Source organism: Candidatus Neomarinimicrobiota bacterium (assembly GCA_022560655.1).
GTDB lineage: Bacteria > Fidelibacterota > Marinisomatia > SCGC-AAA003-L08 > TS1B11 > JADFSS01.
In genome coordinates this window covers 1-25444 of sequence record JADFSS010000007.1, presented here as the reverse complement: position 1 = coordinate 25444, position 25444 = coordinate 1, and the positions used below count along the sequence as shown (strand labels likewise).

Genomic DNA, 25444 nt, shown 5'->3' with positions numbered 1-25444 from the left:
GCCGGTCATCAGTGCTAAGTTTGTGCCGGTGCCCGAGATGCCGCCCCATCACTGATCAGCGATGCTGAGAGCAGTATTATACTGGACATACCAGAAACGGTGGCTGCTGTTTGCCATTGTCCTAGGATCGGTGTTGTATCGGCTGCCCTACCCGGCGGGCATATCCAACGACGGCTACCGCACGTTGATCCTCACGCTGGTGGTCATCATCCTTATCATCAGCGAGGCCGTACCGCTGCCGGCCATTGCTCTGCTCATCGCCGTGTTGCAAGTGAGCTTCGCCATCGCCGATCCCACGGAGGTGGCGCAGTCGTACATGAGCGACGCGGTGTTTTTCATCATGGGCTCGCTGATGCTGGCGGTGGCCATCGTGCGCCAAGGGCTGGACGCCCGCCTGATCCTGGCCATCCTCTCCGTGACCGGCTCCAGTGTTCGGGCCATCATGTGGGGTATTTTCATCATCGCGGTATTGCTCACCTCATTCATAGGTGAGCACACCGTGGCAGCGATGCTGCTGCCCGTAGTCCTGATCCTAATCCGCAACACGTCCGATGATCCCAACGAGGTGCCGGGCCTGACACGATTGCTGCTGTTTTCCTTGGCGTATGGCAGCATTATCGGCTCCATTGGTACCCCATCGGGCGGGGCGCGCAATGCCATCATGATCAACTACCTCGCGGAATTCGGCGTGGCGAAGATGTCCTACCTCCGCTGGATGATGTTCACCTACCCGCTGCTCCTGGTGCAGATACCGGTGGCGGGGTGGCTGTTGTCGCGGACCTTCAAGCCGGAGCATGACCGGCTGGACGGCGCCGTTGAGAAGCTGAAAGCCAAAGTGCGGGAGGCGGGACCCCTTACGGGGCAGCAGATCCTCACCATCGTCATCTTCGTGATCATTTTTCTGGCGTGGATATTCCTAAGCGACCGCATCGGCCTGGGGGTGGTGGCGCTGGCGGGAGTGTTTCTCTACCTTGCCACCGGGTTGGTGCAGTGGCAGGAGATCAATCAGCGCACGAACTGGGGGGTGGTGTTGCTATTTGCAGCGGCCATCTCGCTCGGGGTGCAGCTGAAGAACACCGGTGCTGCCATGTGGATGGCCCAGCACCTGCTCTCTGCAACGGGGGGTGTGCTGGATCAGTATGCCCCGGTGCAATATGGGCTGGTGATCGGGATTACCGCCACGCTGGCCAATATCATGAGTTCCAGCGCCACGGTGGCGGTGTTGGGGCCCGTGTTCATGAATTTCAGTGGTGACCCGCTACTGCTCGGCATGGCCACCGCGGTGTCCTCGGCCTTCGGCTATTTTACCGCCGTTGGCGCCCCGGCAGGGATGATCATCGCTTCCACCGGTCTGCTGCGACCGCGTGACTTCATGAGGGCGGGCTGGCGCTTGGGACTGGCCTCGTTCACCGTTTTAATGCTGGCACTGCTGTTTTATTGGCCCCATATTCTATGATACCCGATGCATCCCTCGCATAACGAGACTCTGCCGTGCGGTTCCTGGTAGCGGTCCGCAGCAGCACCTATTCCCAGCCTACGCTGGACATTGGCAGCACCATCGCCGACGCCTTTTCCGCTGACCTGTCAGTGGTCTACGCAGGGGACAAGCCCAAGGAGCTGCTTTCAGGAAGCGTGCGGCTGGCCGGTGATGCCCTGATGAACTGGGATATTCCTCATCCCGGGGTGGAGGTACTGCGGTGGGCCTATCGCCGCCTGCAGGAGCGGAACTTCATCGATCCGTCGGTGGTCAGCTTTGACCCCACCAATCTGGTAGAGGATGCCGACCGCATCCGGGTGATTGTGCCGAGCGTGCACGGCGAAAAGATCCGGCTGATCTTCCGCGAGGGCGACCCGGTGGACCAGCTGAAGCTGGAGACTGAATATCGCGACTATATTCTCACCATCGTGGGCGGGGGCAGCCGAAAGCGCCTGACACGTCAGCTGGTGCAGTTTGTGGACACCAGCATCATGTTCGTGAAGAATTTCGACCCTGGTTGGAACTACAAGATCCTGCTGTGCGTGGACGACTCGCGCGCCACCAAGCGGGCGGTCGTATTTGCCGCTACCGTGGCCAAGCATTTCAAGACCCGTGTAGACCTACTTACGGTGAGTAAGAACGAGCGGTTTGGGGAGGGCTACCGGGGAGCCTCCCGGTGGGCCCAGCGCTATCTCAAGCGCCAGAGTATTCCCCACGAGCAGCTCTTAATAACGGGTGATCCGCCCGCGGTGATCGCTGAAACGGCAGGTAGCGATCATATTATCATCATGGGGAAATCCAAGATGAATCCGCTGAAGGCGTGGCTGGTGAGCACCAAACCGGCTGAGACGGTGCTCAAGGCGCACGGTCCGGTGATCCTGGTGAAGTAGCGGGCACAATCCGGGGTTGACTTTGGGAGGCCCTACTAGCGAAGCGATATTTGGTTGAGTGCCACAGCGCAGGAGGTGACCGATGTTGAAGAGAATCGCGCGCATCACACCCCACCAGACCGGCAAGGTGCTGGCGCTGACCTTTCTGTGGCTCGGTGTCTTGTACGCGGCCGGTTTTACCTTGATCTCGTTGGGGGCAAAAGGCGCGGGTCTGGGCGCATCGTTGGGTATTGCCATCGTGATCCTGGTCATATTTCCCATCAGCGGGTACGTCTCCGCCGCTCTATTCGCCTGGGTCTACAACTGGGCCGCACAGCGGGTCGGGGGCGTTGAGCTCATGCTGGAGGACATCGCTGAGGATTAATGCGGACCGCCCGGTGGCTACTTGGAGGGCGCCACCTCATGAGCCACGACCTCAGTGGTCATATCCACCACCTTGTTGAGCATGTTAGTGACGGAGCAGTAGGTCCCTGTGAGATGGCCACGGCCCGCTCCAGTTTTGGCTTGGGCAGTCGGTGGCCCCAGAAGTGGTAGGCCACCTTGATGCTGGTATAGACCCTGGGATGTTCCTCGGCCCGTTTGCCAGAGATTTCGATGCGGAAGTCTTGGAGAGGGACCCGCATTTTGCGCAACATGAGCTCAACATCGATACCGGAGCAGCTGCCCAGGGCCATGAGCACCAGCTCCATAGGCCTGGGGCCGCCGTTGTGTCCCGCCTCATCCTCGGCGGTGTCCATCACCACCCAGTGGTTGCTGGGTCCGATGCCCACAAATGTGCCGCCCTCCAGGCGTCTGACTTGAACCTCCGTCATAGGGGAGCCTCCCTGGTTAAGAAATTTCGTATCTTCCCGCCGGTACCCCACCGGTCCAGAGTGACAAAGCTAATACCCCGCCGTAGGGCGCGAAAGTGCGCCAACAGCCTGTTTTCCTGCGGCACTGCTGCACCTTGCGCACTCTCATGAGAGACGCCTAACTTCCCTTGCATTTCCAGGGGTACCAGCGATCTTTGGACAGAGCGGCGGAATGCCGATTTCAGCGCACAAATTTGCGGAGTATACGATGGGGATTTTCCTTAAATGGTTGGTAGCCGCATTTGTGCTGATCGTGCTGCTCATCGTCTTCTTTCCTAATATTTACTTCCGCGTGCCAGCTCTGCCCACAGAGGGGCGCCTCACGCTATCGGCCCTGAAGGCACCGGTGGAAGTAATTTTTGACGACTATGCCGTGCCCCACGTTTATGCCGAAAACGAGCACGACCTCTTCTACGCCGGCGGCTATCTCATGGCTGCCGAGCGCCTGTTTCAGATGGACATGTTCAACCGAGCGGTCCAGGGACGGCTGGCAGAAATGGACGCCAGTCTGGTTGCGGCCGATCGCTACCTGCGCATGTGGGGCTTCCACCGCATCGGCCGGCGTATCGCCGCTGCCATGGACCCGGAAACCAGGCAGCTTTTGATGTGGTCTTGCCAGGGCATCAACGACTTCATCCGCACGCACCGGGACCGGCTGCCGCTGGAGTTCCAGCTGGTAGGCCACGAGCCGCTGGAGTGGGACCCAGCGGTTGTGGCAGGCTTTACCCGGCTAATGGCCCACGAACTGCACCAGTCGTGGTATCTGGAGCTGCTCATCGGCCAATTGGTGGATGCGCTGGGTGAAGAGCTGGTCCGGGACGTATTTCCGGCCTACCCCAACGACAAACCGTTTGTCGTGCCGCCGGGGGTCATGTCGTTCGCGAGCCAGCTTGAGCCGCTATTGTCCGGGCGCCAGGCGGTGACCAGCATTCTGGGCGCCGGGACAGGCTTCAGCGGCAGCAACAACTGGGTGCTGGCAGGCAGCCGCACCGAAACCGGACAGCCCATTCTGGCCAATGACATCCACCTGGGATTTACCCAGCCGGCCAAGATGTACGAGATGCATTTGGTAGGGGGACGCTTCAATGTAATGGGTCTGTGCTTCGCCGGGGTACCCGTAGTGATCCTGGGCCATAACGAACATATTGCCTGGGGCACCACCAACCTGATGGCCGACGACGCCGACTTCTATGAGGAGGAGCCCCACCCGGACGACCCCTCGCGCTACCGCTACAAAGGCCGCTGGTTGCCCTTCCAGGAGCGGCAGGAGACCATTCAGGTGCGTGACGGTGAATCAGTGACATTCACCGTGCGCGAATCGGTGCACGGGGTGATCATCAATGAACAGCACGGCCTGGTGGGCAACGGGGAGCGACCCATTGCCATGCGCTGGACGGGCCAGGACGTAAGCGACGAAATCAGCGCCTATGTCCGGCTGAACCTGGCGCGCAACTGGGACGACTTTAGCGCCGCGGCCAGGCTGTTTGCCCTGCCCGGCCAGAACAAGATCTATGCCGACCGTGAGGGCAACATCGGCTGGCGGCCGTTCGTGCGGCTCCCCAGGCGGGTCGCCGGAGCTGGCAAATTGCTGATGCCCGGCTCCACGGGCGAGTGGGACTGGCAGGGCTACCTGCCCTTCGAAGCACTGCCGTTTCGCTACAACCCGCCGGAGGGGTACATCGCCACCGCCAACAACAAGACCGTCGGCGCGCCCTATCCCCATTACATCAGCGCCTACTGGGCGCCGACGGCGCGCATCGAGCGTATTACCGAGCTGCTGGCGGCCGATGAACTGCACAGCATTGGCTCCGTGATGGCCATCCAGTATGATCAGGTCTCGGCACATGCCCGGGAGACGGTGCCGTTCCTGCTGGCCGCGTTCAATGAAGGCGGCGGCGAGGCCGTTCCGGTCGCTGTGAGGGATGCGCTGGCGCACCTGCGCCGGTGGGACTACTCCATGTCCACGTCCTCGGTGCCAACGGCCATTTTCAACGCCTGGTTCGTGGAACTGGTGGCTGCTGTCTACCGCGACGAGATGGACCGGATTGGGGACCGGACATACAACGACTATCTAAACCTGGGCGCCTTGCTGCCCTATCGCAGCATCAGCTACCTTCTGAAGAAGGGCGACTCCCCCTGGTTTGACGACATAGGAACCCCGGCAGTAGAGGGCCGGGACGACATCATTCGCAGGGCACTGGTATCCGCCGTGGAGCGGCTGTCCGACGAGCTGGGGGGCGGGGTAGCCAGCTGGCGCTGGGGTCGGTTGCACACCCTGAGCCATACCCATGATCTGGCGAAGGCGGGGTCAGTGGGCAAGTGGCTCGACCGGTGGTTGGGCCTGAACGTGGGACCGTTCCCTGCACCCGGCGCGGCCTCCACTGTCAACCCTTCGTCTTTTAGCCTGGGGCGTCCCTTTAAGGCGACTGCCGGACCGGCATTCCGCCTCATTATGGATTTGGGGGACCTGGACCGCTCGCGCGTAGTGCTGCCCAGCGGGCAGAGCGGCAACCCCTTCAGCCGGCACTACGACGACCAGGCGGAGCTGTTCATGAGCGGCCGGTACCGGGACGCAGCCTTCAGCCGTGGAGCAGTGGAGCGGCACGCCGCTGGCACGCTGATCCTGCTGCCATGAGATCCCACTGATGCTGTCGCCTGTTCAGCTGGTTCTGCTGACCCTTGCCGTCGGCACCCTGGCGGTCGCCGTCCGCTACTTGCTGGTCTGGCGGGTGGAGCCGGTGGACTTTTACCCGGAGGGGCGGCTGCTCTGCCTGGCCCACCGGGGAGTGCCGTCGGAGGCGCCGGAGAACACCTTGCCGGCCTTTCAGGCGGCCATCGATGCCGGTGTGGACGGTGTGGAGTTGGATGTGATGGAGACCGCCGATGGTGTGCTCATCGTCACCCACGACTACGACCTGGAGAGCGGAACCGAGGGGGTGGGCTACTTCTGGGAGCGGTCATACGACGAGATTGCGGCGCTGAATGCATCTCACCGCTGGGCCGGAAAGTTCATGGCCACAAAAATCCCCCGTCTCGAGGAAGTGCTGGAGCTGATACCCGAGAACCTGCTCGTGAATCTGGAGCTGAAGACCCGTCGCTGGCGTGTCCCGGGACTTGAGGAGCATGTGGTGAGTCTTGTGCGGCGCTATCGCCAGGTGAAACGCACCATCATATCGAGCTTTAACCCCTATTCGCTGGTCAAGGTGCGCCTCCTGGAGCCTGAGGTTACCATCGGGTACATTTGGTGGAACCTGGACGTGCCCTGGTATCTGCGCCGACCTACGTTCGTTAACCTGGTGCACCCTGACTGCCTGCATCCCGGTGCCCACATGGTGACCCCGGAAGTGGTGACCTGGGCCCATAGGAGGGGGATGAAAATTAATGTTTGGACGGTAAACAACCGCCCCATGATCCGGCACCTGAGGGAGCTGGGAGTGGACGGGATTTTTACCGACTTCCCGCCCCTGGTCCATGAGGTGAACGGGAGCTGATCCTGCAGCGAACCCCCGCCCGATTTCAGAGCATGCAGCATGCCTGACGAAGAGACCCTCGACCCCCGGGAGTGGTCCAGCCTCCAGACGCTGGGCCGCCGGATGGTGGACGACATGCTGGCCTACCTGGAGACGGTGCGAGAGCGTCCCGTGTGGCAGCCCGTGCCGGCTGACGTGCAGGTGCGGCTGGACCAGCCAATGCCCCGCGATGGGCAGGGCGCCGAGCAGGCCTACAGCGATTTTCTGGACTTGGTGCTGCCCTATCCCTTCGGTAACATCCATCCCCGGCACTGGGGCTGGGTAAATGGCACCGGCACCCCGATGGGCATGCTGGCGGAAATGCTCGCGGCGGGCATGAATCCCAACACCGGCGGCTTTCACCAGGCTGCCACCCTGGTGGAGGCGCAGGTACTGCGGTGGTGCAAAGAAATGTTGGGCTATCCCAACGGGGCCAGCGGCCTGCTGCTGAGTGGCGGATCCATGGCGAACCTTGTGGGCCTGACCGTGGCGCGCAATGTGAAGGCCGAGGTGGACATTCGCCGGTCCGGGGTGGCCGCCGCACCCCGGATGATGACAGCCTACTGCTCCGACGAAACGCACAGCTCGGTGCAGAAAGCCGTGGAGCTGCTAGGCCTGGGCTCACAATCTCTGCGCCAGCTCCCCGCTGATAGCGACTTCCGCCTCGATCCCGCTGCGCTGGAAATGGCCATCGCCGAGGACCGGGCTGCCGGCCGCCACCCCTTTTGCGTCATCGGCAATGCCGGTACCGTGAACACAGGCGCCAGCGACCCGCTGGATGCCCTGGCTGACATATGTGAGCGCGAGAACCTATGGCTGCATATTGACGGCGCGTTCGGCGCGCTGGCGGCACTGTCACCGGAGCTGCGCCCTGCAGTGAAGGGGATGGAGCGAGCCGATTCGGTGGCCTTTGACCTGCACAAGTGGATGTATATGCCCTACGAAGTCGGCTGCATTCTGGTGCGGGAGGAGGCCCACCATCGGGGCGCCTTTGCGCTGACCCCGGCGTACCTCACCAAGGCCGAGGGCACCGTGGCCGACAGTCCCTGGATGGCCGATTACGGGGTGCAGCTCTCCCGGGGTTTCCGGGCGCTCAAGGTCTGGATGGGCATCAAGGAGCACGGCATCGACAAGTACGCGCGGCTCATCGAGCAGAATGTAGCGCAAGCCCGCTATCTCGCCGGGCTGGTGCGGGACAAGCCGGAGTTGGAGCTGCTGGCGCCGGCACCCCTGAATATTGTTTGCTTCCGGTTTGCGGCGGATGGGCAGGACGAGGCAACCCGCAACGAAATCAATCACCAGATTCTGGTGCACCTGCACAAGAGTGGGACCGCCGTCCCTTCCAGCACGCAGCTGGCCGGCCGCTTCGCCATCCGCGTGGCCATTACCAACCATCGCACCCGCCTCGAAGATCTGGACGTGCTGGTGTCGGCGGTCATTAGGGAAGGCAATCGACTCACTGGGGTGCAACGTGATGCGCTGGCTTAATGCTTTGCTGCTGACGGCGCTGCTGGGGGGCTGCGCCAAGGGGCCCGAGCCAGCATCACCAGCGGCAGCGCTACCCCGTGAGCCTGCCTCGGCTGTGCCCCTGCTGACGCACGTTCAGGTGCTGGCCGCTGACAGTCTGTACGGCCGGCGGGCAGGTTCGCCCCATGAGCTGGCCGCGGCCGAGTACATCCGGCAGGAGTACGCGCGTTACGGCTTGCTGCCGGCGGTGCCCGACTACTTCCAGCCGTTTACCTTTGGATCCAAAGTGGAGATGGGCGCCGGCAATGCACTGGGCTGGAGCCGTTATGGCAGCGACGGGTTTGCGCTAAAACCAGCCGTGGACTTCCAACCGCTGGGGTTTTCTGCCTCGCAGGAGATTACCGGGCCGCTGGTTTTCGCCGGCTACGGCGTCGGCAAGAGTGACCTCACCTATGACGACTACGCCGAGTTGGATGTGGCGGACAAAGTTGTACTGCTGCTGCGCTACTCCCCCGATGGTACCAATCCCCACGGCCCCTTCAGCGCTCACATGCCGCTGCGCAAGAAGGCGCTTGCAGCGCGGGAGCGCGGCGCTCTTGCTGTGCTGCTGGTAACCGGCGCAGCGGACGATGAAGAGGATGGCCTTCTGGGGATGCGGTATGACCGCGCCGGAGACGCTGGCCTGCCGGTAGTCAACCTAACCCGCGCAGCGGCTGACCGAATGCTGGCGGGGGAGCACCTCAGCATTGACGAGCTCCAGCAGGAGATAAATGCCAGTCGCGTACCGCTGAGCCACGCCGTGCGGGGGGTCGAGGTGACCTTGCGGAGCGTGGTGGTGCCGGTGGAGGAGACCTCCCGGAACGTGCTGGCAACTCTGCCGGGAGCGGGCAACTTGCGGGGTCAGTGGGTCATCATGGGGGCGCACTACGATCATCTGGGCTGGGGCGGCCATGGTTCCGGCTCCTTCCTTCCTGACAGTGCGGCCATCCACAACGGCGCCGATGACAACGCCTCGGGTGTGGCTACCATGCTGGAGGTGGCCCGCTACCTGGCTGCCAATCCCCCCGCCGGGGAGCACCGTCGCTCGGTGATGTTTCAGGCCTTCGGCGCGGAGGAGCTAGGCCTGCTGGGGTCGGCCCACGTGACCCGCAATTCGCCGGTGCCCATGGACAGCATTGTGGCGATGGTGAACTTGGACATGGTGGGCCGGCTGACCGATCGCATGCTGGTGCTGGGGGGAGCCGGGAGCTCGCCGCTCTGGAAAGAACTGCTGCCCAGGCTCAACAGCGACAGGCTGAAACTGGTGTACGATGATGACGGCTTCGGCTCCAGCGACCACCAGTCGTACTACCTCAAGGACAAGCCGGTGCTCTTTTTCTTTACCGGCCAGCACGGTCAGTACCACCGCCCCAGCGATGACGTGGAGTACCTGAACGTGAACGGGATGGCCCTCATTGGGCGGCTGGTGTCAAGGGTTATTGGGGAGCTGGCCACCCGAGCCGAGGCGCCTGCCTTTACCAAGGTGGCCAGCAACGGGCCCACCCGGGGCGGATTTGCCGTGGCTGTAGGCACCCTTCCGGACTACACCTACACCGGCGAGGGCATGCGCTTGTCGGGAACCCGGGGTAGCAGCCCAGCCGACCGGGGTGGGTTGCTGGCCGGAGACGTGATCGTACGAATGGGCACGACCGAGGTGCTGAGCCTGTACGACTACATGTACGCCCTTCAGGAGGCCAAGGTGGGGGTGGCGCTGCCAGTGGTGGTCAAGCGGGACGGCAGGGAGTTGGAACTTGAGGTGGTGCCGGAGCGGCGCAGGGACTAGGCGGCGATTTCCCGTTACCAGTTTCGCGTTATTTCGATACCCCTAAGCCGCAACCCTGTACTCCGCAACTTGCAACTATAGTCGCTCCGTTTTCACCTCCATCAATAGCCAGTCACCGCCGGACTCCAAGAGTTTCAGGATGGCCGCCAGGCGCTTTTCCGTCACGGACTTCTCCGCCGCCACAGTGATGAAGGCCAGCTCGGCCCGGTTCCACATGTCCTGTTGGCCCACCTCGGCCACGGAGACGTTCATACGCTTGAGGGTGCGATCCTTCAGGGACTTGAGCACCCGGCGCTTGTCCTTCAGCGAGCGGGCCTCAGGGATGGACAACACGGCGCGCAGAAGGGCGATATGCATGGCTGCTAGTCGGCTACTGCCCCCCGAGAATGATGGGCAGGCCGTCCTTGCCGGAGCCGATGACCACGACCTTGGCGTTGTTCGAGCCGGCTAGGCTCATGGTGGCCTCGATGCCCTTCCAGCGCAGGAAGTTGTCGCTGATGCCCTGGGCAACGGTCTTGTTGAAGTCGCGGATACCCTGGGCCTCGATGCGCTTGCGGTCGGCCTCCTTCTTCTCCTTGTTCAGGACGAACTCCATGCGCTGGCTCTCCTGCTCGGCCTTGAGCTTTTCCTCGATGGCAGCGCTCAGATCGCCGGGCAGCACCACCTGCCGCAGGGGGGTAGACTCAATGATGATGCCTCGGACCGAGGTGACCTTGTTGAGCAGCACCGCGATATCGTTGGCCACCTGCTCGCGCATGGAGGTGTAGAGGGCCTTGGCCTCAAACTGTGAGGTGATGCCCCGGACAACGGAGCGGAAGTTGGGCAGCAGGATCTTGCGCACATAGTCCTGCTCGCGGCCGATGGTGCGGTAGACCTCCGGAGCCATGGCGCCGTCCAGGTGGTAGATCACGCTGGCCTCCAGCCCGATGGTGAGCCCCTCTTTTGATGGAACCCGCAACTCCTCGCGGCGCTCCTGGGTCCGCACGCTCATCTTGATGATTTCGGCGAAGGGGTTGCGGATGTTGATCCCTTCGGTGAGCGGCTGCTCCTTCACCTCGCCGAAGACCTTCACCACCCCCACCGTACCGGCGTCGATGATGGAGATGGTCTGGAACGCGGCCGCCCCCAGCGCTACCAGCCCGATGATCTGGAGCAGGCCGGGGCTCAGGCCCATCGCCTTGAGCTGCTGGGCCAGCTCGTAGCGCCGCCGCAGCTGGAAGGACAGGAAAATCACGACGATCCCAACGGCCAGAAAAAATACGAACTGCATCTTCGAAGTCTCCTTAAGTAATCATTGCTGTGTAAATCCACCCGGTGACGGGCTCGGAAGCTACCACGGGACGGGATGATTGGCGCATATTTCTTCGTATTCTAACGGAGAGGGTTGTCGATCCCTGAAACACCTTCCCTTGCATTGCAGCGGAATCGGAACTATCATTTACCCCATGAGCAATCTGCAGCACTGACCGGCGTGTCGCTACGGCTCTCTCTGTTCACACCAGTGGACGCGCTACGGCAGCGGATGGGGCTGGCCGGGCCGGCTCCGGACCTTGGCAAGCACTACAACATCGCGCCGGGACAGGAGGTCGCTGTCCTGGTGGAACGTCAGGGATCCGTGCGTCTGGCCCACCGCACGTGGGGGCTGATTCCCGCCAATGCGCATCACGCCGCCGTAGGTGCGGGCCTTTACCAGGTGCGGCGGGAATCGCTGCTGGAGCTGGCCGCCATGCGGGAGCGTCTGGAGCAGCGGCGCTGTGCCGTCCTGGCTGACGGCTTCTTCCTGTGGCAGGAATCGCCGGACGGCGCCCAGCCCTGGTACATCTATCTCGCCAGCCGCGAACCCTTCGCGTTGGCCGCACTGTGGGAGCTGTGGGCGCCCGCCCGAAAGGACCCCATCCGGAGCTGCACCATTGTAACCGCCCCGGCCAACCAGCGGGTGGCACCCATTCACCAGCGCATGCCGGTGATCCTCGCTGGAGAAGCCCTGGCCACCTGGCTCGACAGCGGTATTCGCGAGCCCGACGCGCTGCTGCCCCTCTGCCGGCCCTACCTCGGTAAGGATCTGGAAGCCCACAAGGTGGGGCTGCAGGTGGAGAACGAGCAGCACGACTCACTCGATGTGATCGACCCGATCCTGTAGGGGGGCGCCAGCGGGCGGGCCGGGAGGATCGAGCGAGCATCTGCCCGGCCCCAGCCTGCTAAACAGCTTGTAAATTCGCGCCGGTGCGCGCGGCTATCCAACAAGGAGTCCAATGAGCGGGAATCCCGGCGGCAACAACCGGTTTGACGTACTGGTGATCGGGGCGGGGCCTGGTGGGATGGCCGCAGCCACCCGGGGCGCCCTCAAGGGCCTGAAGGTAGGGCTGGTGAACGGCAAGCGCTTGTGGGGCTACGGCATCCAGGGGGCCTACAAGTCCAAGGGGATGTACGAGCTGGCCAAGGACCACCTGGTGGCCAGCAAGTCCGACAGGGGTTATCTGCCCTCGTCGGTTAAGCTAGATTTTGGCCAGGTGCAGGCCCAGCTGCAGCAGGGCAGCGGCGAGCTGGAGGCGCTCTACCAGGAACAGATCGAACGCCTGAGCATCGTGGAACTGCGCGGGATGGCCGCATTTGTCGATCCCCATACCGTGCGCGTGGCAGGCGCCGACCACAGAGCGGACAAGATTATCATCGCCACGGGCACCACGCCGCGCTGGCTGCCTGCCGTACACCAGGATGGTGAGCTCATCATGTCCAGCGATGAGATCGTCTCACTGGACCGGCTGCCGGAAAGCCTGCTCATCCTGGGCGCCGGGGTCATCGGCTGCGAATTCGCTTCCATCTTCAACGCTTTCGGCTGCCAGGTTACTTTGCTGGACGCCTACCCGGTGATCTTGTCCCATGAGGACGATGATATCATCGACTTTCTGACGCAAACTTTCCGGACCAACGGCATCCACGTCGTCCAGTCCGCCCGCATGGTGGACATGCGCGCAGCAGGCGGCCGGGTGGTGACCCGGCTTAAGGACGGCTCCGAGTTCGATACCGACATGGCGCTGGTATCGATCGGCCGGGTGGCGTGCACGGCGGCGTTGAAGCTGGAGAATGCCGGTGTGGCCGTAAATGCTAATGGCTTCCTACCCATCAGCGATTTCTGCCAGACCAATGTTGACCACATCTACGCCGTAGGCGACGTGGGTCTCCGGGACTCGGAACTGGACATGTGCCTGGTGCACGTTGCCGAGGCCGAGGGCCACCAGGCTATCCATCACCTGCTGAGCGGGCAAAAGCCTATCTCCATGGACCACATCCCGTTCATCATCTTCACCCTTCCGCTGGTGGCCGGCGCCGGGGATAACGAGAAGACCGCCCGGGCCAAGTACGGCGACGTGAGGGTGGCCCGCCTGGCGAACATCCGCAGCCACCGGGCCCACGCCATGCGCTCCTTCGGCGGGTTCGTGAAACTCATCGTTGGGCCGGAAGGGGACGACCGCATCCTGGGGGTGCGGGCGTGTGGACCCCAGGCCGATACGCTCATTGGCGAGGTGTCGCTGTGCATCGCCAATGAGCTACCCTACACCCATCTCATGGACGCGGTGCACGCCCATCCTTCACTGTCGGAGAGCCTCCACAACGTCGCCCGTATGCTGGCGGGGCTTTATCCAAGTACCGACTAGGGCCAAGGCCGCTCACACGACGCATATGACCGCCGAATCTTCCCGACGCCCTATCTCTATTTAATCGCCCTAATCACTTGTGATAGAGTGGATTTATATACGGCGCTAGGATACTGGGCCCTTAGAGCCTCATAATTTCTTTTAAGATCATTTCTAGCCCTAATTAGTCCTTTGGCTTCCTCACACGAAAAGATATCTAGTGCCATAATCACTGTGCCCCACTCCTCTTCATTCAAGGCAGGTAGATCAGGCAACCGTTCAAGAAGAAGCCGGTTATACAGTATTTGCAAGTTTTCAGCTTCATAGATATTGGATTCATTTGCTTCATTTAACAAAATTAACCAGACACTAAGGATTGCAGAATGGAAATGATCTACCCATGCTCCTGTATCTTTGTCTGTGCTCCCAAGGAGCTGTTCAAACTTTTCATAATCTGACCTTGCTTTTGCAAGTTTCACTGCGAATTTAGTCATAACTTATTCAATCTTAACTATTCATGTCTTGTGCGTCGAGTAGGCAGTTATCCGGGTCGACCGGCTCTCATCCATTACCAGTAGCACCTTTCGCGATTTGTCATACAATCTCATGATGCGTCTCAAATCCCTCTCCCAATCTTGGATGAGGTGCTTGGGAATCCTCAGCCCTTGGACACCGCCGGGTAGATCAATATTCTCCCCGTACTGCCATATCAGCTCCGCCACGGCGGGAGGTATTGCTCTCTGCTGCATTCTCTTCATAGCGTGTTCTGTATAATTCAAAAGAGGTTAACCCTGTTGAGAGAAATCATGCGGTTCGATGGGCGTGCCATTCTCAATCTCTGAATCTACTGCGAATAAAAGATTCATTAGAATCGTGCCGAGGTACCGGAAGCGGTATTCGAGGGGATCATCTTCACCCAATAGCCTGCTGAGTTCTCCTTCCTTCTTATTCAAGAAATCTTCTGTCTCTTTGAGAATGTTCAGTGCTTTTTTATGATTGGTAATTCTGTCATTTCGACTCTTTTCCAAAAGACCGGCCATTACTCTAAGACTGACAATTACGATGTGATCTCGGGGCGTCGCCAATTCTTTGGCCAAATGTTTCAAGGATGTTTGAGAGGTTGCACTGATTACGATAGTGACCTGGTTCTTTCGAGGTTGCTTATGATGCTCCATTTGCCCAGCAGCAACTGTTACGAGGTCGGCGAGCTCATCTGAATCAAAGATGCCGTCAAAAATATCTTTAGGCGTCAGATTCCAATCTTTCCTAAGGCTAACCAAATCCTCCATCGCTTCGTTTGAAAGCGCGACCGTGGTTCGTATGGTTGAAGGTTTGATCCGAAGCCGATCAGCTAATGGCTCCAGCCCGCTATCCTGGATTAGCACACTCAATTTTTTGGTTTTGATCCCGCTTGGCATGGTTAAAAGTACGCCTAAAAAACAGTGCTGTCAATAGATAATACGCACATATGTTGCATTACCACTAAACAGATAAGTAACGCTACTATCTCTTGCGAGTGTTTTGGCACCAGCACTGTTAGAACATGATCGAGTAAGCGATTGGCCCGTAATGTGCCCTATGCCCCGACTATTGATCGGACGTCTTATCCAGATTCCACCTTCTCGCCAGTTCGTAGCCCAGCACGCCAAAGGCGGTGGCCACGTTCAGCGACTGCTTCACCCCCGCCATAGGGAGCTGCAGGCAGAGGTCGGCCTGCTCCACCAATTCTTGGGAGATGCCGGTGACCTCGTTGCCAACCACGAAGCAGGCCGGGAAGCGCACCGGCGCCTCCCAGAAGTCCACTGCGTCATCAGTCTGCTCCAGCACCAGCAGCTGCATACCTCGTGCCTGGAGGCTGCGGGCCAGCGTAGCGGCGTCGGCGTGCTTTTCCCACGGGACGGTGTGCTCGGCCCCCAGTGCGGTCTTGGTGATCTCACGGCGCGGCGGAAAGCCGGTGTAGCCACAGAGGTAAAGTCCGGCCAGGTGCAGCGCGTCGGCTGTGCGGAACATGCTGCCCACGTTGTAGAGTGAGCGCACATCCTCCAGCAGGGCGTAGACGGGGAGGCGAGGCTGGCTGCGCACTTCGTCAAGGCGGGGGCGGGCGGCTTTCAGCTCCAAGTCGGTCAGTTTGCGGCGGGAAGCAGCCATGGCGTCTACTCCCACTGGCTGGTTGGGCTTGAGCCCTCCTCGGCGATGAGGTAGGGCTCGTCCCCGGCCCGGCAGGGCTCACCGGTTTCGGGATGGGGCAGGTCCCGGCCGGCCTGGGCCGCCAGTTCGTCCCGGCTGGGTGACTGGAGCGTGGCGGCGTACGCGCCGGTAGCCTTGTCGTGCAGATCGAGTCCCCAGAGCTGGCCCATGCCGGGAAGTTAACCCCCTGGCCGCTACGCAAGAAATCCTTGCGGGCCAGAGCGGGGGCCACTACACTTGAGTAAAGGATTGGGAGCGCTTGATGAAGCATATAAGGATGTGGGTTGTCGTGGCTTTCACGGTCATCCCTCTTGCGGCCCAGCCCCGTCTCACTATTGGCGCGAGTGCCCGCACCGGCCTGGAAGTGACCATCTATCAGGCCAACATCGGGCTGGTGAAGGACACGCGCAGCTTCACCCTCCAGCAAGGGGGCTGACGGAGGTACTACTGGATGACGTGGCCGCCAAAATTCAGCCCGCGACGGTGATGCCGGTGAGCCGATCCTCCGAGCGCCAGTGGTCGGTGCTGGAGCAGAATTATGTCTTCGACCTGCTCACCCCCAACACCTTGCTGGCCAAATATGTGGGCCGGTGGCCGCCGGCCAGGAGGTGGTCTTGAGCTACAAGGTGAGGATCAACCCATGAAACAGGTACTGGTCCTGGGCGGCGGTTTGGTGGGCGGCGTCATCGCCCGCAATCTGGCCGCACCTTTCGGAGACGCCAATGACGGAAACGAGGCCGTGGATGTGGTGGTCGCGGACGCCAATCCCCAGGTGAGAGCCGCCCTGACCAAAAATTACGGCCTGACCACCAGCGAACTGGACATCACTGATGCTGAGGCACTGACCCGTGCCGTGCAGGCGGCGGACGTGGTGGTCGGCGCCGTACCGGGCTCCCTGGGTTACCGCATGCTGGAAACGGTTATCAGGGCCGGGCGGAACGTAGTGGACATCTCCTTCACGCCTGAGGATCCGCTGACCCTAGACGATCTGGCGGTGGAGCACGGCGTTACCGCAGTTGTGGATGCCGGGCTTGCGCCTGGACTGAGCAATCTTGTTCTGGGCCGCTACCAGCAGGAGTACGACCCACTTGAGCGCTTCGTGTGCTACGTGGGCGGGCTGCCGAAGGTGCGCCGCTGGCCGTTTGAGTACCTGTCGGTCTTTTCGCCCATCGACGTCATCGAAGAGTATACCCGTCCGGTGCGCCTGAAAGTGGGCGGCCGCGTGGTACAGCGGGAAGCCCTCTCCGACATTGAGCAGGTAATCCTTCCCCATGTAGGCAGCCTGGAGGCGTTCAACACCGATGGGCTGCGCACGCTGTTATCTACCGTCCCGGTGCCCGATATGCTGGAGAAGACCCTGCGGTATCCGGGTCACGCCGAGCGCATGCGGATGCTCCGTGACACCGGCTTTTTCAGCCGCGAGCCACTGGACGTGGACGGCCACGCCGTAGCCCCCATTGAGGTATCATCACGTCTGTTGTTTGAGTCTTGGCGACCGGGACCAGGCGACGAGGGGCACGATCTGGTGGTGATGCGGGTGGAGCTCACGGGCCAGCTCCGTGGCCGCCTCCTCGTTACTACGGTGGACCTCTATCGCGCCTACGATCCCCTGACTGAAACCACGGCCATGGCCGCCACGACGGGCTACACCTGCGCGGCAGTGGCCCGCGTGCTGCTGGCCGGAGACTACGCCGACCCCGGCATCCGGCCGCTGGAATACCTGGGCGCCGACAAGGGGGTCTACCAGCGGGTGCTGCACGACCTGGCTCGGCAGGGCGTTTCGCTCAATATCAAGCAGACCCAGCCAGACTGAGGCGAGTTGACGTGGACCCGGCCCGCTACGGGCTGGCGGCGGGCTGGTCGCCCAGCGTGGAATCGGCCGCCTGATGATCGGTCGTCAACAGGCTCCGAAGCGCCAGTGAGTCGGCTGGAAGCGCTAGAAGTTCTGGTTCGTAGATGACGGCAGTTGAGTCGTCGGCTGCCAGTGGAAGTGCCAGAGGTGCGGGCAAAACCAGGCGCCCATCAAGACTGAGTTCCAGTAGGGCCACCAGAGCAGTGTCGATGGCAATAGGGTAGGTGGCAGCATACAAGTGCGCCCAGCGCTCGCGGAGCAGCCGCGGCCCATTGGCCTCAAGCCAGCGCTGCCGCAACAGTGGCCGGAGCATCGGCCAGGGCGGAAGGGTCGGTTGGCGATGGCCAGAAGGCTGGGCCAGCACGTAGTAGCCGTCGACCCACAGAGGGCCGACGATTGTGTCCGCCGGGGCCTCCAGCGCCTGGATAAGTGTAGGTGCAGCCCCGCCGTAGAGTGACAGCGGAACCCAGCCCAGCTTGCCACCTGCAGGCCGGGCCCACTCCCGCAGGGTATAACGCCGGGCCAGCGAATCGAAGGCCCCCGTCCCACCGTGGCTGAGCGAATCGGCGATGGCAGCAGCCAACCCGGAATCTGCTACGACAATCTCGCTAAGTTCCACCATTGGCGGGCTGGCATAGCGCTCGAAGTCCACGGCCAGCAGCTGCCGCAGGGAATCGTCTGGCACGTCGGCTACACCGAGAATTCGGGCTTGGATGGTGTCCCACAGCGCCTGTTGGCTGGCCGTCTGGTCGATTCTGGCGGCTTCGGACAGGAAGGCCTCCGCACCGGGCAGCGACTCAACCTGCACCATCATCCTTTCCCACATTAGCAGCTCGTTGATGAGTGCTCGCAGATCTACGATGCTGAAGACCCCCGTGCCGCTGTCCGGGGGCAGCAGTTCCAGGGCTGAAAGGAGCCACTCCACCGTGTGCGGCCTGCCCTCCAGTATGAACAGCGTTTCGTCCACTAGGGTGGCCGCCTGCGGATGGTCGGCCCAAGTTGCCGGCGGGCCGTTGAACAAGCCGGAGCGTAGCGCCTTGCGCATGGCCAACCGCCGCCACCGGATGCGCTGGTCGTCCGCCCACTTTTGGAGGAGTTGCTGCGCAGCCGGGGCCAGCTGAGACTGTAGCAGATCAAGGGCGATGCTTTGCAGGTGCTTGACCCTGTCGAAGTGGCCGTGTGTGGGGCGAAAATCCCTATCCAGAAGTTGAATGACGGTGAAGCCCTGTTCAGAGCCGAACGGTGCTGACACCTGGCCGGGCGCCAGTGCATAAGCGCGGCGGGCGTAGAGGCTATCCAACTCATGGGGGTAGCGCCAACCGGGCTGCCCGGGCCGGTCCAGCAGTCCACTGGGCCTGAAGGCTTGCAGAGCCAGGGACTCGAAAGGCACGCCCGCTGCGAGCCGCTGGCGGAAATCTCCGGCGGTATGTCTGTCCGGCAGGGTCAGGAAGCGGCTCAGCAGGGCAGTGCTGCGGTAGCGGTACTCCGCCTGAATCTCTTCATGCGGCATTACAACCTCATCCATGTAGACGGTCTCAGCCAGCTCCTCCAGCAGGGCGGTGCGCCAGGCCCTGTCACCGGCACGGATCACGGTCGGGCTGGTATCCAGCCCCGTATCGCGGGCGTATTGCCGCAGCGCTGACTCCTCGGCCAGCGAGCGGGCGAAGGAGAGCCGGTGGGCGAAAGCGTCGGGCTGTACGCTCTGGCCGAGATGGGACTGATACCGGCGGGCGAACTGGTCAACGGTGATGCTGTCGCTGCCCACCTGGGCCACCGCCTGAGGGGCCGCAACGGCGGGCAGGGAGACCAGCGTCAGCCAGCAGAGCCATGCCAACCCGGTATGCACAGGAGGCCGCGGCGTGGGCTCATGGCGCCACCTGGCTGCAGCGAGGGGTTTTTGCATATTTCTGTTCACGTCGGGATTAGACCTAAAACAGCCCGAATCTATTAAGCGGCGTGTCCTGGTGAAACCCTTTTTTCCCGTAGCCCAATGGGGTGCAGGGCCTTAGCTTCCGCGGCGGGCAGTGGCTGTTCCCCTGCCGGCATTCCAGCCCCGGTAGCTCAGCTGGATAGAGCAACGGCCTTCTAAGCCGTAGGTCATCGGTTCGAATCCGATCCGGGGTACGATCAAGCCCCTCAGACGAAGGGCTTGAGCCATCGCGCCACCCTTAAGTGGTGGCGTTGAGCGCGCAGCCGGGTATCATTCCGAACGAAATGATGACGAAGCTGCCAGTTGTTCAAGGAGCTGCTTCAGGCGTGAGAGGTCCTTGCGGTTGGCTCGGCGCATGGCGGAGGCCATGAGAGGGGCCGATAAGCGGGAGAAGCCTGAGGGATTACCGCGATTGCGGAGAGTCATGTGAGTGGCGTCTTCGGACGCTGGAACCCACGTATATGTTGTCTCCATGGGAAATGGCCCATCCGAGGTGCGCATGACCATGCGCTCTCCGGGCACGAATTCCACCACCTCATAGGTGTACGCCACGCGTCGGCCCAGGAAGTGAGCAACAAATGCTATTTTGGAGCCGATATTCAGCGGCGGCGAGGTCACCCACTCGACCGACTTGATGTTGACGTACCACTTCGGGGCATTGTCTGGATTTGCGACAAAATCGGCGACCTCTGGATGAGGACGATCAATTGTGATTTCTGTTAGTATATCAACCGCCACCGAACGCTCCTCAGTGTCTGAACTCTATGTATAGCGAATACAGGGATATTCTCACCTCCCAGACCTACTGAAAAGACCCTACAGTTGACAAAATCTAATTCTCGTTTCTGATTAATCCAAAATAAATGCACAGGCTAAGCGCTTGGATTTTCGCTTATTCTTTTTTTGTCTCGATCGTGACATGAGATTTGCGAGTCCGAAGGCCGCCAGTTATGGAACTAAGGATAGCGGCCTCATGGCCGAACATAGAAGCATGCCAGGGGAGATTCAATGGTGGTGATTGATGCACTGGTGGGCGGCACGGGGCTGTCCAGCCACTGGGCAAGCAGCCGGTCGTATGGGGTTGCCGTCGTGAGAACGGGGCCGTGAGGCGGCTGAGATCAGGCGCTTAGTCCTCGATGCTCAAATCCCGGTCGCGCGCCCATTTGGCGCCCATGTTCAGCAGGCAATTCGGCAGCGCCTGACACCCGGCTCAGTTCCACCCGCCCGAATCGGCGGTTTTCAGCCCATAGGAAAAACCGCAAATATCTTGGCAACATTGTTCTGCCAGAGGCAGTCTATCCGGTAGTGCAGCCATGGATAAAATCCTGGAAAAGAAAAGGTGGTCGCTCAAGCGCCTGCTCTGGATGGGCGCAGGGGGTGTGCTTATTGTCTCCGTCGGTTTCGGCCTTGTTGGGAGCGACCGGGGCAGCAGTGTTAATCTGTCGGGCAGTCGGCTCACCGTCACCACCGTACATCAGGGGCAATTCCAGGAATTCATTCCCGTGACCGGCCCCGTTGTTCCCATTCGCACCATTTATCTCGATGCCGTTGAAGGGGGGCGAGTCGAGAAGCGCTTCCTAGAGGCCGGCAGTTATGTGAACGAGGGCGACCCCATTTTGCAGCTCTCCAATACCAACTTGCTGCTGGATATCATGTACCGGGAGGCCGAGCTCTACCAGCAGAGCAACAACCTGCGCAATACCCAGCTGGCCATGGAGCAGAATCGCCTGGCCCTGCAGTCAGAGCTGCTGGAACTCAATTATAAGATCACCCGCATAACCAGGGTGAACGAGCGCAACCGGCAGTTGCTGGAGAAAAGCCTGGTCTCTACCCGGGAGTTCGATGAATCCAACGATGAATACCGCTACCTTCTCAAGCGCAGGGACCTGACCCTCCAGAGCCACCGGCAGGATTCCATATTTCGCGCCACGCAGATCGATCAGCTCGAGGCATCACTGGCACGCATGGAAAATAATCTCGAGCTGGTGAAACTCAACCAGGATAACCTGTTGGTGCGGGCGCCAGTATCGGGGCATCTCACGTCGCTATCGGCGGAGGTGGGGGAGTCCAAGGTGCGGGGTGAACGGCTGGGCCAGATCGACATCCTGGATGGCTTCAAGGCCAGCCTGGCCATCGACGAGCACTACATTACCCGGGTGCTGCCGGGCCAGCGGGGCACCTTCAATCTGGGCAACCGCGAGTATTCCATGGTATTGGCTAAGATCTACCCCGAGGTTGTCAATGGCCAGTTCGAGGTCGATATGCACTTCGATGGGGAGATTCCCGCTGGCATCCGCCGTGGACAGACCCTGCGAATCAGGCTAGCCCTGGGTGAGCTCTCCGATGCCGTGCTCATGGCCAGGGGCGGTTTTTTCAACACAACCGGCGGCCAGTGGGTCTACAAACTGGAACCGGGTGGGAATGTGGCCACCAAACAACAAATCAGGCTGGGCCGCCAGAACCAGGACGAATACGAAGTGCTGGCGGGTCTCCAGCCCGGCGATCGGGTCATCACCTCCTCATACGACCATATTGGCGATTTTGACCGGGTGGTGCTGGACGACTAGGCCGGCTGCCGCAACCACGAACCTTTCTCAGTAGGACGATAAACAAAGGATAAGTGCCATGATCAAAACTACAGATATGTACAAGGTCTTCACCACAGAAGAAATGGAAACCACCGCACTCAACGGCATCAACCTCTCCATCGAAGAGGGCGAGTTTGTCGCTGTTATGGGTCCGTCCGGCTGCGGTAAGTCTACCCTTCTCAATGTGTTGGGCCTCCTGGATACCCCGACTCGGGGCAGCTACAAATTCAAGGGCGATGAGGTAGGGAGCTACAACGAGCGGCAGCGGGCCAACTACCGCAAGTCACACATCGGCTTCATCTTCCAGAGCTTCAACCTGATCGACGAACTGACGGTCTTCGAGAATGTTGAACTGCCCCTGTTCTACCAGGGCCTGTCGGCGGCAGAGCGTAAGCCCAAGGCTGAGGCACTCCTTGAGCAGATGGGCATCCTCAGCCGCCGTAACCACCTCCCCCAACAACTCTCAGGGGGGCAGCAACAGCGGGCTGCCGTGGCCCGGGCGCTGGTGAACGAGCCCGACGTAATTCTAGCCGATGAGCCTACGGGGAATCTCGACTCGGCCCGGGGGGAAGAGGTCATGGCGCTGCTCAAGGGGCTCAATGCCAACGGCACCACCATTGTCATGGTGACGCACTCGCCGTCCTACGCCGATCAAGCCAACCGCGTGGTTCAATTGTTCGACGGCAGCATTGTCAATGGCGCGACCAACGGCGACAGCAAATTCCATGTCTAAACTCATCCCGGCGGCATCAGGATTCGCCGCCCCCAGCACCTACTTTCGTTCTCAAGCGAGGCTCCATCATGTTTGATACCGACATAAAAATTGCCCTGCGAAATCTGGTCAAACACAAGCTCTTTTCGGGCCTGAATATTCTCGGCCTGGCTGTGGGCTTAACGGCGGTCACGCTCATTCTGCTCTATGTGCGGGATGAGCTCAGTTTTGACCGGCAGCATCCCCATGCCGACCGCACTTACCGCATCTGGGTAGAGGGCGCCCTGGGCGGCAACGAGTTCTCCATGGCCATCACCGCGGCTCCCATGGCTGCGGCCCTGCTGGCCGACTACCCCGAGGTGGAGATGGTCACCCGGCTTAGCGGCGGCGGCGGTTTTCCGGTGATCCGCTATGACGACAAGGTCTTCAGTGAAGAGCGCTGGGCCTCGGCCGATTCCACCTTCTCGGACATCTTCCTGCTCAGCTATCTGCTGGGTGACCCCAAAACGGCCCTGATCAAGCCCAACCAGGTGGTCCTCACAGAATCCACCGCCAGGCGCTACTTCGGCGATGAGAATCCCATTGGCAAGTTGCTCAACGCCGACCGCAACACGGACTTCATGGTAACGGGCGTGATTGAGGATTTCCCCCGCACCAACCACTTCCATGTCGATTTCCTGGCCTCCGCGGTGAGTTACGAGCGCAGCGAAAGCCAGCAGTGGATCAATCACAATTTTTACACCTATCTGGTCTTGCGCGAGGGCACCGACCCGGATGAGTTCGAGGCCAAACTCCCCGAAATGGTCACCAAGTATGTAGGACCCCAGATCGAACAGGCGATGGGAGTATCCTGGGACAAGATTCAGGAAGAGGGCGGGGCTGCCTTTGGTTATCACCTGCAGCCCCTCACCGATATCCATCTGCACTCACACCTGGATGAGGAGATTGAGGCCAACGGTTCGGCCACCACCATCTCCATCTTCGGGATGATCGCGCTCTTCATCCTGGTACTGGCTATCATCAATTATATGAATCTTGCCACGGCCAGGTCGGGCAAGCGGGCCAAGGAGGTCGGCGTGCGCAAAACCCTCGGCTCACACCAGGGGGCACTGGTGCGCCAGTTCCTGGCCGAGAGCGTGGTGTTCACGGTCATCGCCGCCATGATTGCCGTGGTGCTGATCAAGCTCAGCCTGCCCTGGTTCAACGATTTCGTCGGGCTGCAATTGGGCTTCAGCCTGGCCATCCTGCCTATTCTGCTGGGCGCCTCCATCGTAGTGGGCCTGCTGGCAGGCAGCTACCCGGCCTTTTTCCTATCGTCATTCGATCCGGCGGAGGTCCTACGGGGCAGCAAGACCGCCATGGGCAAGGGCTCCAAGCTCCGCAGTGGGCTGGTGATTTTCCAGTTCACGGTCTCCATCGTCCTGTTCAGTGGCGCCCTGCTGGTGAAGCGCCAACTCGACTACATGCAGAACAAGCCCCTTGGCTTTGACAAAACCGATCTGCTGGTGGTGGAGAAAACCGATGACATCGGTGCGGATATACAGGCGTTTATGAACCAGCTCCGGGCTAACCCCCGGATCAAGCAGGTCTCCAATTCTACCGCTATCCCCGGCCGAGTAGATGAGTACGGCAGCAGCGTATTCGCCATCGCCACCGACAGTGGCAGAGAGATGCGTCTGCTCAATGTCTCATTTGTCGATTTCCAGTTCGCCGAAGTCTACGGGATTACCATGGCCAAGGGCCGCTTCTTCGACCCGGACTTCAGCACCGACAGCAACGCCGTCATCCTCAACCAGGCCGCCGCCCGCACCTACGGTATTGAAGACCCCGTGGGGATGGACCTGCAGGTCTTTACCGGCCGCAACACCCCGAGGGTGGATATGCGCATCATCGGGGTGATGGATGATTATCATTTTGAAACGCTACACCAGGATATCCGGCCCATGATGGTGTTCCCCATGGGTGCCAGCGTCTGGGGCGGGAGACGAAACTTTGGCAAGTTCGTCACTGTCAAGGTGGAGCCACAGGAGATCGGCGCCACGCTGAGCTCTCTGGAGTCAATTTGGAAAGGGTTCGCTGACGACCAGACCCTGGAATATGTGTTCCTGGATGATGATCTGGACGCACTCTACGCAACCGATGCCCGCACCCAGTCCATTATGTCCCTGTTCACGGTACTGGCGATCTTTATCGCCAGCCTGGGCCTGCTGGGTCTGGCCGCCTTCGCTGCCGAGCAGCGCACCAAAGAGGTGGGGATTCGCAAGGTGCTGGGGGCCACCGTAGCACAGATCTTTGTGATCCTCTCCCGCGACATACTTACCCTGGTGCTAGTGGCGGTGGGGCTGGCTCTGCCGGCCTCCTATCTGCTGCTAAGCCGCTGGCTGGAAGACTTCGCCTATCGCATCAGCTACAGCCCGTCCTCGTTCGCCGTTGCCGGGATCGCCGCGTTGGTGGTGGCCCTGGCAACGATCAGCTACCAGGTGCTGCGGGCCTCAGTGGCTGACCCGGTGAACTCCCTGCGCTA

24 protein-coding genes and 1 tRNA gene are annotated in these 25444 nt (G+C 61.0%); 16 read left to right on the top strand and 9 right to left on the bottom strand.

From position 1 onward, the window contains the following. Positions 1-61: 61 nt before the first annotated feature. From IH971_02275 to IH971_02265, 3 genes are all read left to right on the top strand, one after another. Complete coding sequence (locus IH971_02275) at positions 62-1456, top strand: DASS family sodium-coupled anion symporter (GenBank protein MCH7496659.1); 1395 nt, start codon at positions 62-64, stop codon at positions 1454-1456. A 35-nt stretch (positions 1457-1491) separates the two neighbouring features. Continuing rightward, complete coding sequence (locus IH971_02270; GenBank protein MCH7496658.1) at positions 1492-2367, top strand: universal stress protein; 876 nt, start codon at positions 1492-1494, stop codon at positions 2365-2367. Between the two features lie 82 nt (positions 2368-2449). Next, a complete protein-coding gene (locus tag IH971_02265; protein ID MCH7496657.1) occupies positions 2450-2731 on the top strand; it encodes a hypothetical protein in 282 nt (93 codons plus the stop codon). A gap of 58 nt (positions 2732-2789) precedes the next feature. On the opposite strand, the gene IH971_02260 is transcribed toward IH971_02265, so the two are convergent. Next, positions 2790-3179 (bottom strand): OsmC family protein, encoded by a 390-nt coding sequence (locus IH971_02260; protein ID MCH7496656.1) that lies wholly within the window; start codon positions 3177-3179, stop codon positions 2790-2792. A 247-nt stretch (positions 3180-3426) separates the two neighbouring features. Between IH971_02260 and IH971_02255 the strand changes: the two genes are divergently transcribed. The 4 genes from IH971_02255 to IH971_02240 are packed head-to-tail and all read left to right on the top strand — an operon-like array spanning position 3427 to position 10016. Then, positions 3427-5853, top strand: a complete 2427-nt coding sequence (locus IH971_02255) for a penicillin acylase family protein (protein MCH7496655.1) — start codon at positions 3427-3429, stop codon at positions 5851-5853. Positions 5854-5863: 10 nt separating this feature from the next. Further along, the gene (locus IH971_02250; GenBank protein MCH7496654.1) at positions 5864-6709 is read left to right on the top strand and encodes a glycerophosphodiester phosphodiesterase; all 846 of its coding nucleotides are present in this window, start codon (positions 5864-5866) and stop codon (positions 6707-6709) included. A 39-nt stretch (positions 6710-6748) separates the two neighbouring features. Continuing rightward, a complete protein-coding gene (locus IH971_02245) occupies positions 6749-8215 on the top strand; it encodes an aminotransferase class V-fold PLP-dependent enzyme (GenBank protein ID MCH7496653.1) in 1467 nt (488 codons plus the stop codon). Beyond that, a complete protein-coding gene (locus IH971_02240; protein ID MCH7496652.1) occupies positions 8199-10016 on the top strand; it encodes a M28 family peptidase in 1818 nt (605 codons plus the stop codon). The genes IH971_02245 and IH971_02240 overlap by 17 nt, the downstream gene beginning before the upstream one ends. A gap of 75 nt (positions 10017-10091) precedes the next feature. Here IH971_02240 and IH971_02235 read toward each other — a convergent pair whose 3' ends face one another. Both IH971_02235 and IH971_02230 read right to left on the bottom strand, forming a co-directional pair. After that, positions 10092-10373: a DUF503 domain-containing protein gene (locus IH971_02235; GenBank protein MCH7496651.1), complete on the bottom strand. Its 282-nt coding sequence runs from the start codon at positions 10371-10373 to the stop codon at positions 10092-10094. A gap of 13 nt (positions 10374-10386) precedes the next feature. Beyond that, positions 10387-11286 carry a prohibitin family protein gene (locus IH971_02230; protein ID MCH7496650.1) on the bottom strand — a complete coding sequence of 300 codons (900 nt, stop codon included), beginning with the start codon at positions 11284-11286 and terminating at the stop codon, positions 10387-10389. A gap of 201 nt (positions 11287-11487) precedes the next feature. On the opposite strand from IH971_02230, the gene IH971_02225 reads away from it, so the two are divergent. Further along, entirely contained in the window at positions 11488-12156 is a 669-nt protein-coding gene (locus IH971_02225; protein ID MCH7496649.1) for an SOS response-associated peptidase, read from the top strand. 112 nt (positions 12157-12268) lie between these two features. Continuing rightward, positions 12269-13672, top strand: coding sequence for an NAD(P)/FAD-dependent oxidoreductase (locus IH971_02220; GenBank protein ID MCH7496648.1), 1404 nt, complete (start codon positions 12269-12271; stop codon positions 13670-13672). 56 nt (positions 13673-13728) lie between these two features. Here the strand turns inward: IH971_02220 and IH971_02215 are convergent, their stop codons facing one another. The 4 genes from IH971_02215 to IH971_02200 form a co-directional block, all read right to left on the bottom strand. Next, positions 13729-14145, bottom strand: coding sequence for a hypothetical protein (locus IH971_02215; GenBank protein ID MCH7496647.1), 417 nt, complete (start codon positions 14143-14145; stop codon positions 13729-13731). A 291-nt stretch (positions 14146-14436) separates the two neighbouring features. After that, positions 14437-15069, bottom strand: coding sequence for a hypothetical protein (locus tag IH971_02210; GenBank protein ID MCH7496646.1), 633 nt, complete (start codon positions 15067-15069; stop codon positions 14437-14439). 169 nt (positions 15070-15238) lie between these two features. After that, positions 15239-15799, bottom strand: coding sequence for a TrmH family RNA methyltransferase (locus IH971_02205; protein MCH7496645.1), 561 nt, complete (start codon positions 15797-15799; stop codon positions 15239-15241). A 5-nt stretch (positions 15800-15804) separates the two neighbouring features. Then, the gene (locus IH971_02200) at positions 15805-16008 is read right to left on the bottom strand and encodes a hypothetical protein (protein ID MCH7496644.1); all 204 of its coding nucleotides are present in this window, start codon (positions 16006-16008) and stop codon (positions 15805-15807) included. Between the two features lie 92 nt (positions 16009-16100). Between IH971_02200 and IH971_02195 the strand changes: the two genes are divergently transcribed. Genes IH971_02195 through IH971_02185 form a run of 3 tightly spaced genes read left to right on the top strand, consistent with a single transcriptional unit; the run spans position 16101 to position 17651 of the window. After that, positions 16101-16274, top strand: coding sequence for a hypothetical protein (locus tag IH971_02195; GenBank protein MCH7496643.1), 174 nt, complete (start codon positions 16101-16103; stop codon positions 16272-16274). Between the two features lie 20 nt (positions 16275-16294). Then, complete coding sequence (locus tag IH971_02190; protein MCH7496642.1) at positions 16295-16456, top strand: hypothetical protein; 162 nt, start codon at positions 16295-16297, stop codon at positions 16454-16456. 22 nt (positions 16457-16478) lie between these two features. Next, on the top strand, positions 16479-17651 hold the full coding sequence (locus IH971_02185; protein ID MCH7496641.1) for a saccharopine dehydrogenase NADP-binding domain-containing protein: 1173 nt from the start codon (positions 16479-16481) through the stop codon (positions 17649-17651). Positions 17652-17676: 25 nt separating this feature from the next. Here IH971_02185 and IH971_02180 read toward each other — a convergent pair whose 3' ends face one another. Further along, on the bottom strand, positions 17677-19536 hold the full coding sequence (locus IH971_02180; protein ID MCH7496640.1) for a hypothetical protein: 1860 nt from the start codon (positions 19534-19536) through the stop codon (positions 17677-17679). Between the two features lie 204 nt (positions 19537-19740). Here IH971_02180 and IH971_02175 point away from each other — a divergent pair. Next, a tRNA-Arg gene (locus IH971_02175) sits at positions 19741-19814 on the top strand. A gap of 76 nt (positions 19815-19890) precedes the next feature. Here the strand turns inward: IH971_02175 and IH971_02170 are convergent. Beyond that, on the bottom strand, positions 19891-20358 hold the full coding sequence (locus IH971_02170; GenBank protein MCH7496639.1) for an SRPBCC family protein: 468 nt from the start codon (positions 20356-20358) through the stop codon (positions 19891-19893). A 575-nt stretch (positions 20359-20933) separates the two neighbouring features. Between IH971_02170 and IH971_02165 the strand changes: the two genes are divergently transcribed. The 3 genes from IH971_02165 to IH971_02155 form a co-directional block, all read left to right on the top strand. Further along, complete coding sequence (locus tag IH971_02165; protein MCH7496638.1) at positions 20934-22187, top strand: HlyD family efflux transporter periplasmic adaptor subunit; 1254 nt, start codon at positions 20934-20936, stop codon at positions 22185-22187. 58 nt (positions 22188-22245) lie between these two features. Further along, on the top strand, positions 22246-22941 hold the full coding sequence (locus tag IH971_02160; GenBank protein ID MCH7496637.1) for an ABC transporter ATP-binding protein: 696 nt from the start codon (positions 22246-22248) through the stop codon (positions 22939-22941). A gap of 68 nt (positions 22942-23009) precedes the next feature. After that, on the top strand, positions 23010-25444 hold a 2435-nt coding region (locus IH971_02155), incomplete at its 3' end, for an ABC transporter permease (protein ID MCH7496636.1).

Coding starts and splice junctions, on each gene's coding strand:
- IH971_02250 (MCH7496654.1), top strand. CDS start 5,864: ATGCTGTCGCCTGTTCAGCTGGTTCTGCTGACCCTTGCCGTCGGCACC.
- IH971_02220 (MCH7496648.1), top strand. CDS start 12,269: ATGAGCGGGAATCCCGGCGGCAACAACCGGTTTGACGTACTGGTGATC.
- IH971_02185 (MCH7496641.1), top strand. CDS start 16,479: ATGAAACAGGTACTGGTCCTGGGCGGCGGTTTGGTGGGCGGCGTCATC.
- IH971_02260 (MCH7496656.1), bottom strand. CDS start 3,179: ATGACGGAGGTTCAAGTCAGACGCCTGGAGGGCGGCACATTTGTGGGC.
- IH971_02195 (MCH7496643.1), top strand. CDS start 16,101: ATGAAGCATATAAGGATGTGGGTTGTCGTGGCTTTCACGGTCATCCCT.
- IH971_02235 (MCH7496651.1), bottom strand. CDS start 10,373: ATGCATATCGCCCTTCTGCGCGCCGTGTTGTCCATCCCTGAGGCCCGC.
- IH971_02200 (MCH7496644.1), bottom strand. CDS start 16,008: ATGGGCCAGCTCTGGGGACTCGATCTGCACGACAAGGCTACCGGCGCG.
- IH971_02215 (MCH7496647.1), bottom strand. CDS start 14,145: ATGACTAAATTCGCAGTGAAACTTGCAAAAGCAAGGTCAGATTATGAA.
- IH971_02265 (MCH7496657.1), top strand. CDS start 2,450: ATGTTGAAGAGAATCGCGCGCATCACACCCCACCAGACCGGCAAGGTG.
- IH971_02230 (MCH7496650.1), bottom strand. CDS start 11,286: ATGCAGTTCGTATTTTTTCTGGCCGTTGGGATCGTCGTGATTTTCCTG.
- IH971_02205 (MCH7496645.1), bottom strand. CDS start 15,799: ATGGCTGCTTCCCGCCGCAAACTGACCGACTTGGAGCTGAAAGCCGCC.
- IH971_02160 (MCH7496637.1), top strand. CDS start 22,246: ATGATCAAAACTACAGATATGTACAAGGTCTTCACCACAGAAGAAATG.
- IH971_02255 (MCH7496655.1), top strand. CDS start 3,427: ATGGGGATTTTCCTTAAATGGTTGGTAGCCGCATTTGTGCTGATCGTG.
- IH971_02245 (MCH7496653.1), top strand. CDS start 6,749: ATGCCTGACGAAGAGACCCTCGACCCCCGGGAGTGGTCCAGCCTCCAG.
- IH971_02210 (MCH7496646.1), bottom strand. CDS start 15,069: ATGCCAAGCGGGATCAAAACCAAAAAATTGAGTGTGCTAATCCAGGAT.
- IH971_02165 (MCH7496638.1), top strand. CDS start 20,934: ATGGATAAAATCCTGGAAAAGAAAAGGTGGTCGCTCAAGCGCCTGCTC.
- IH971_02275 (MCH7496659.1), top strand. CDS start 62: ATGCTGAGAGCAGTATTATACTGGACATACCAGAAACGGTGGCTGCTG.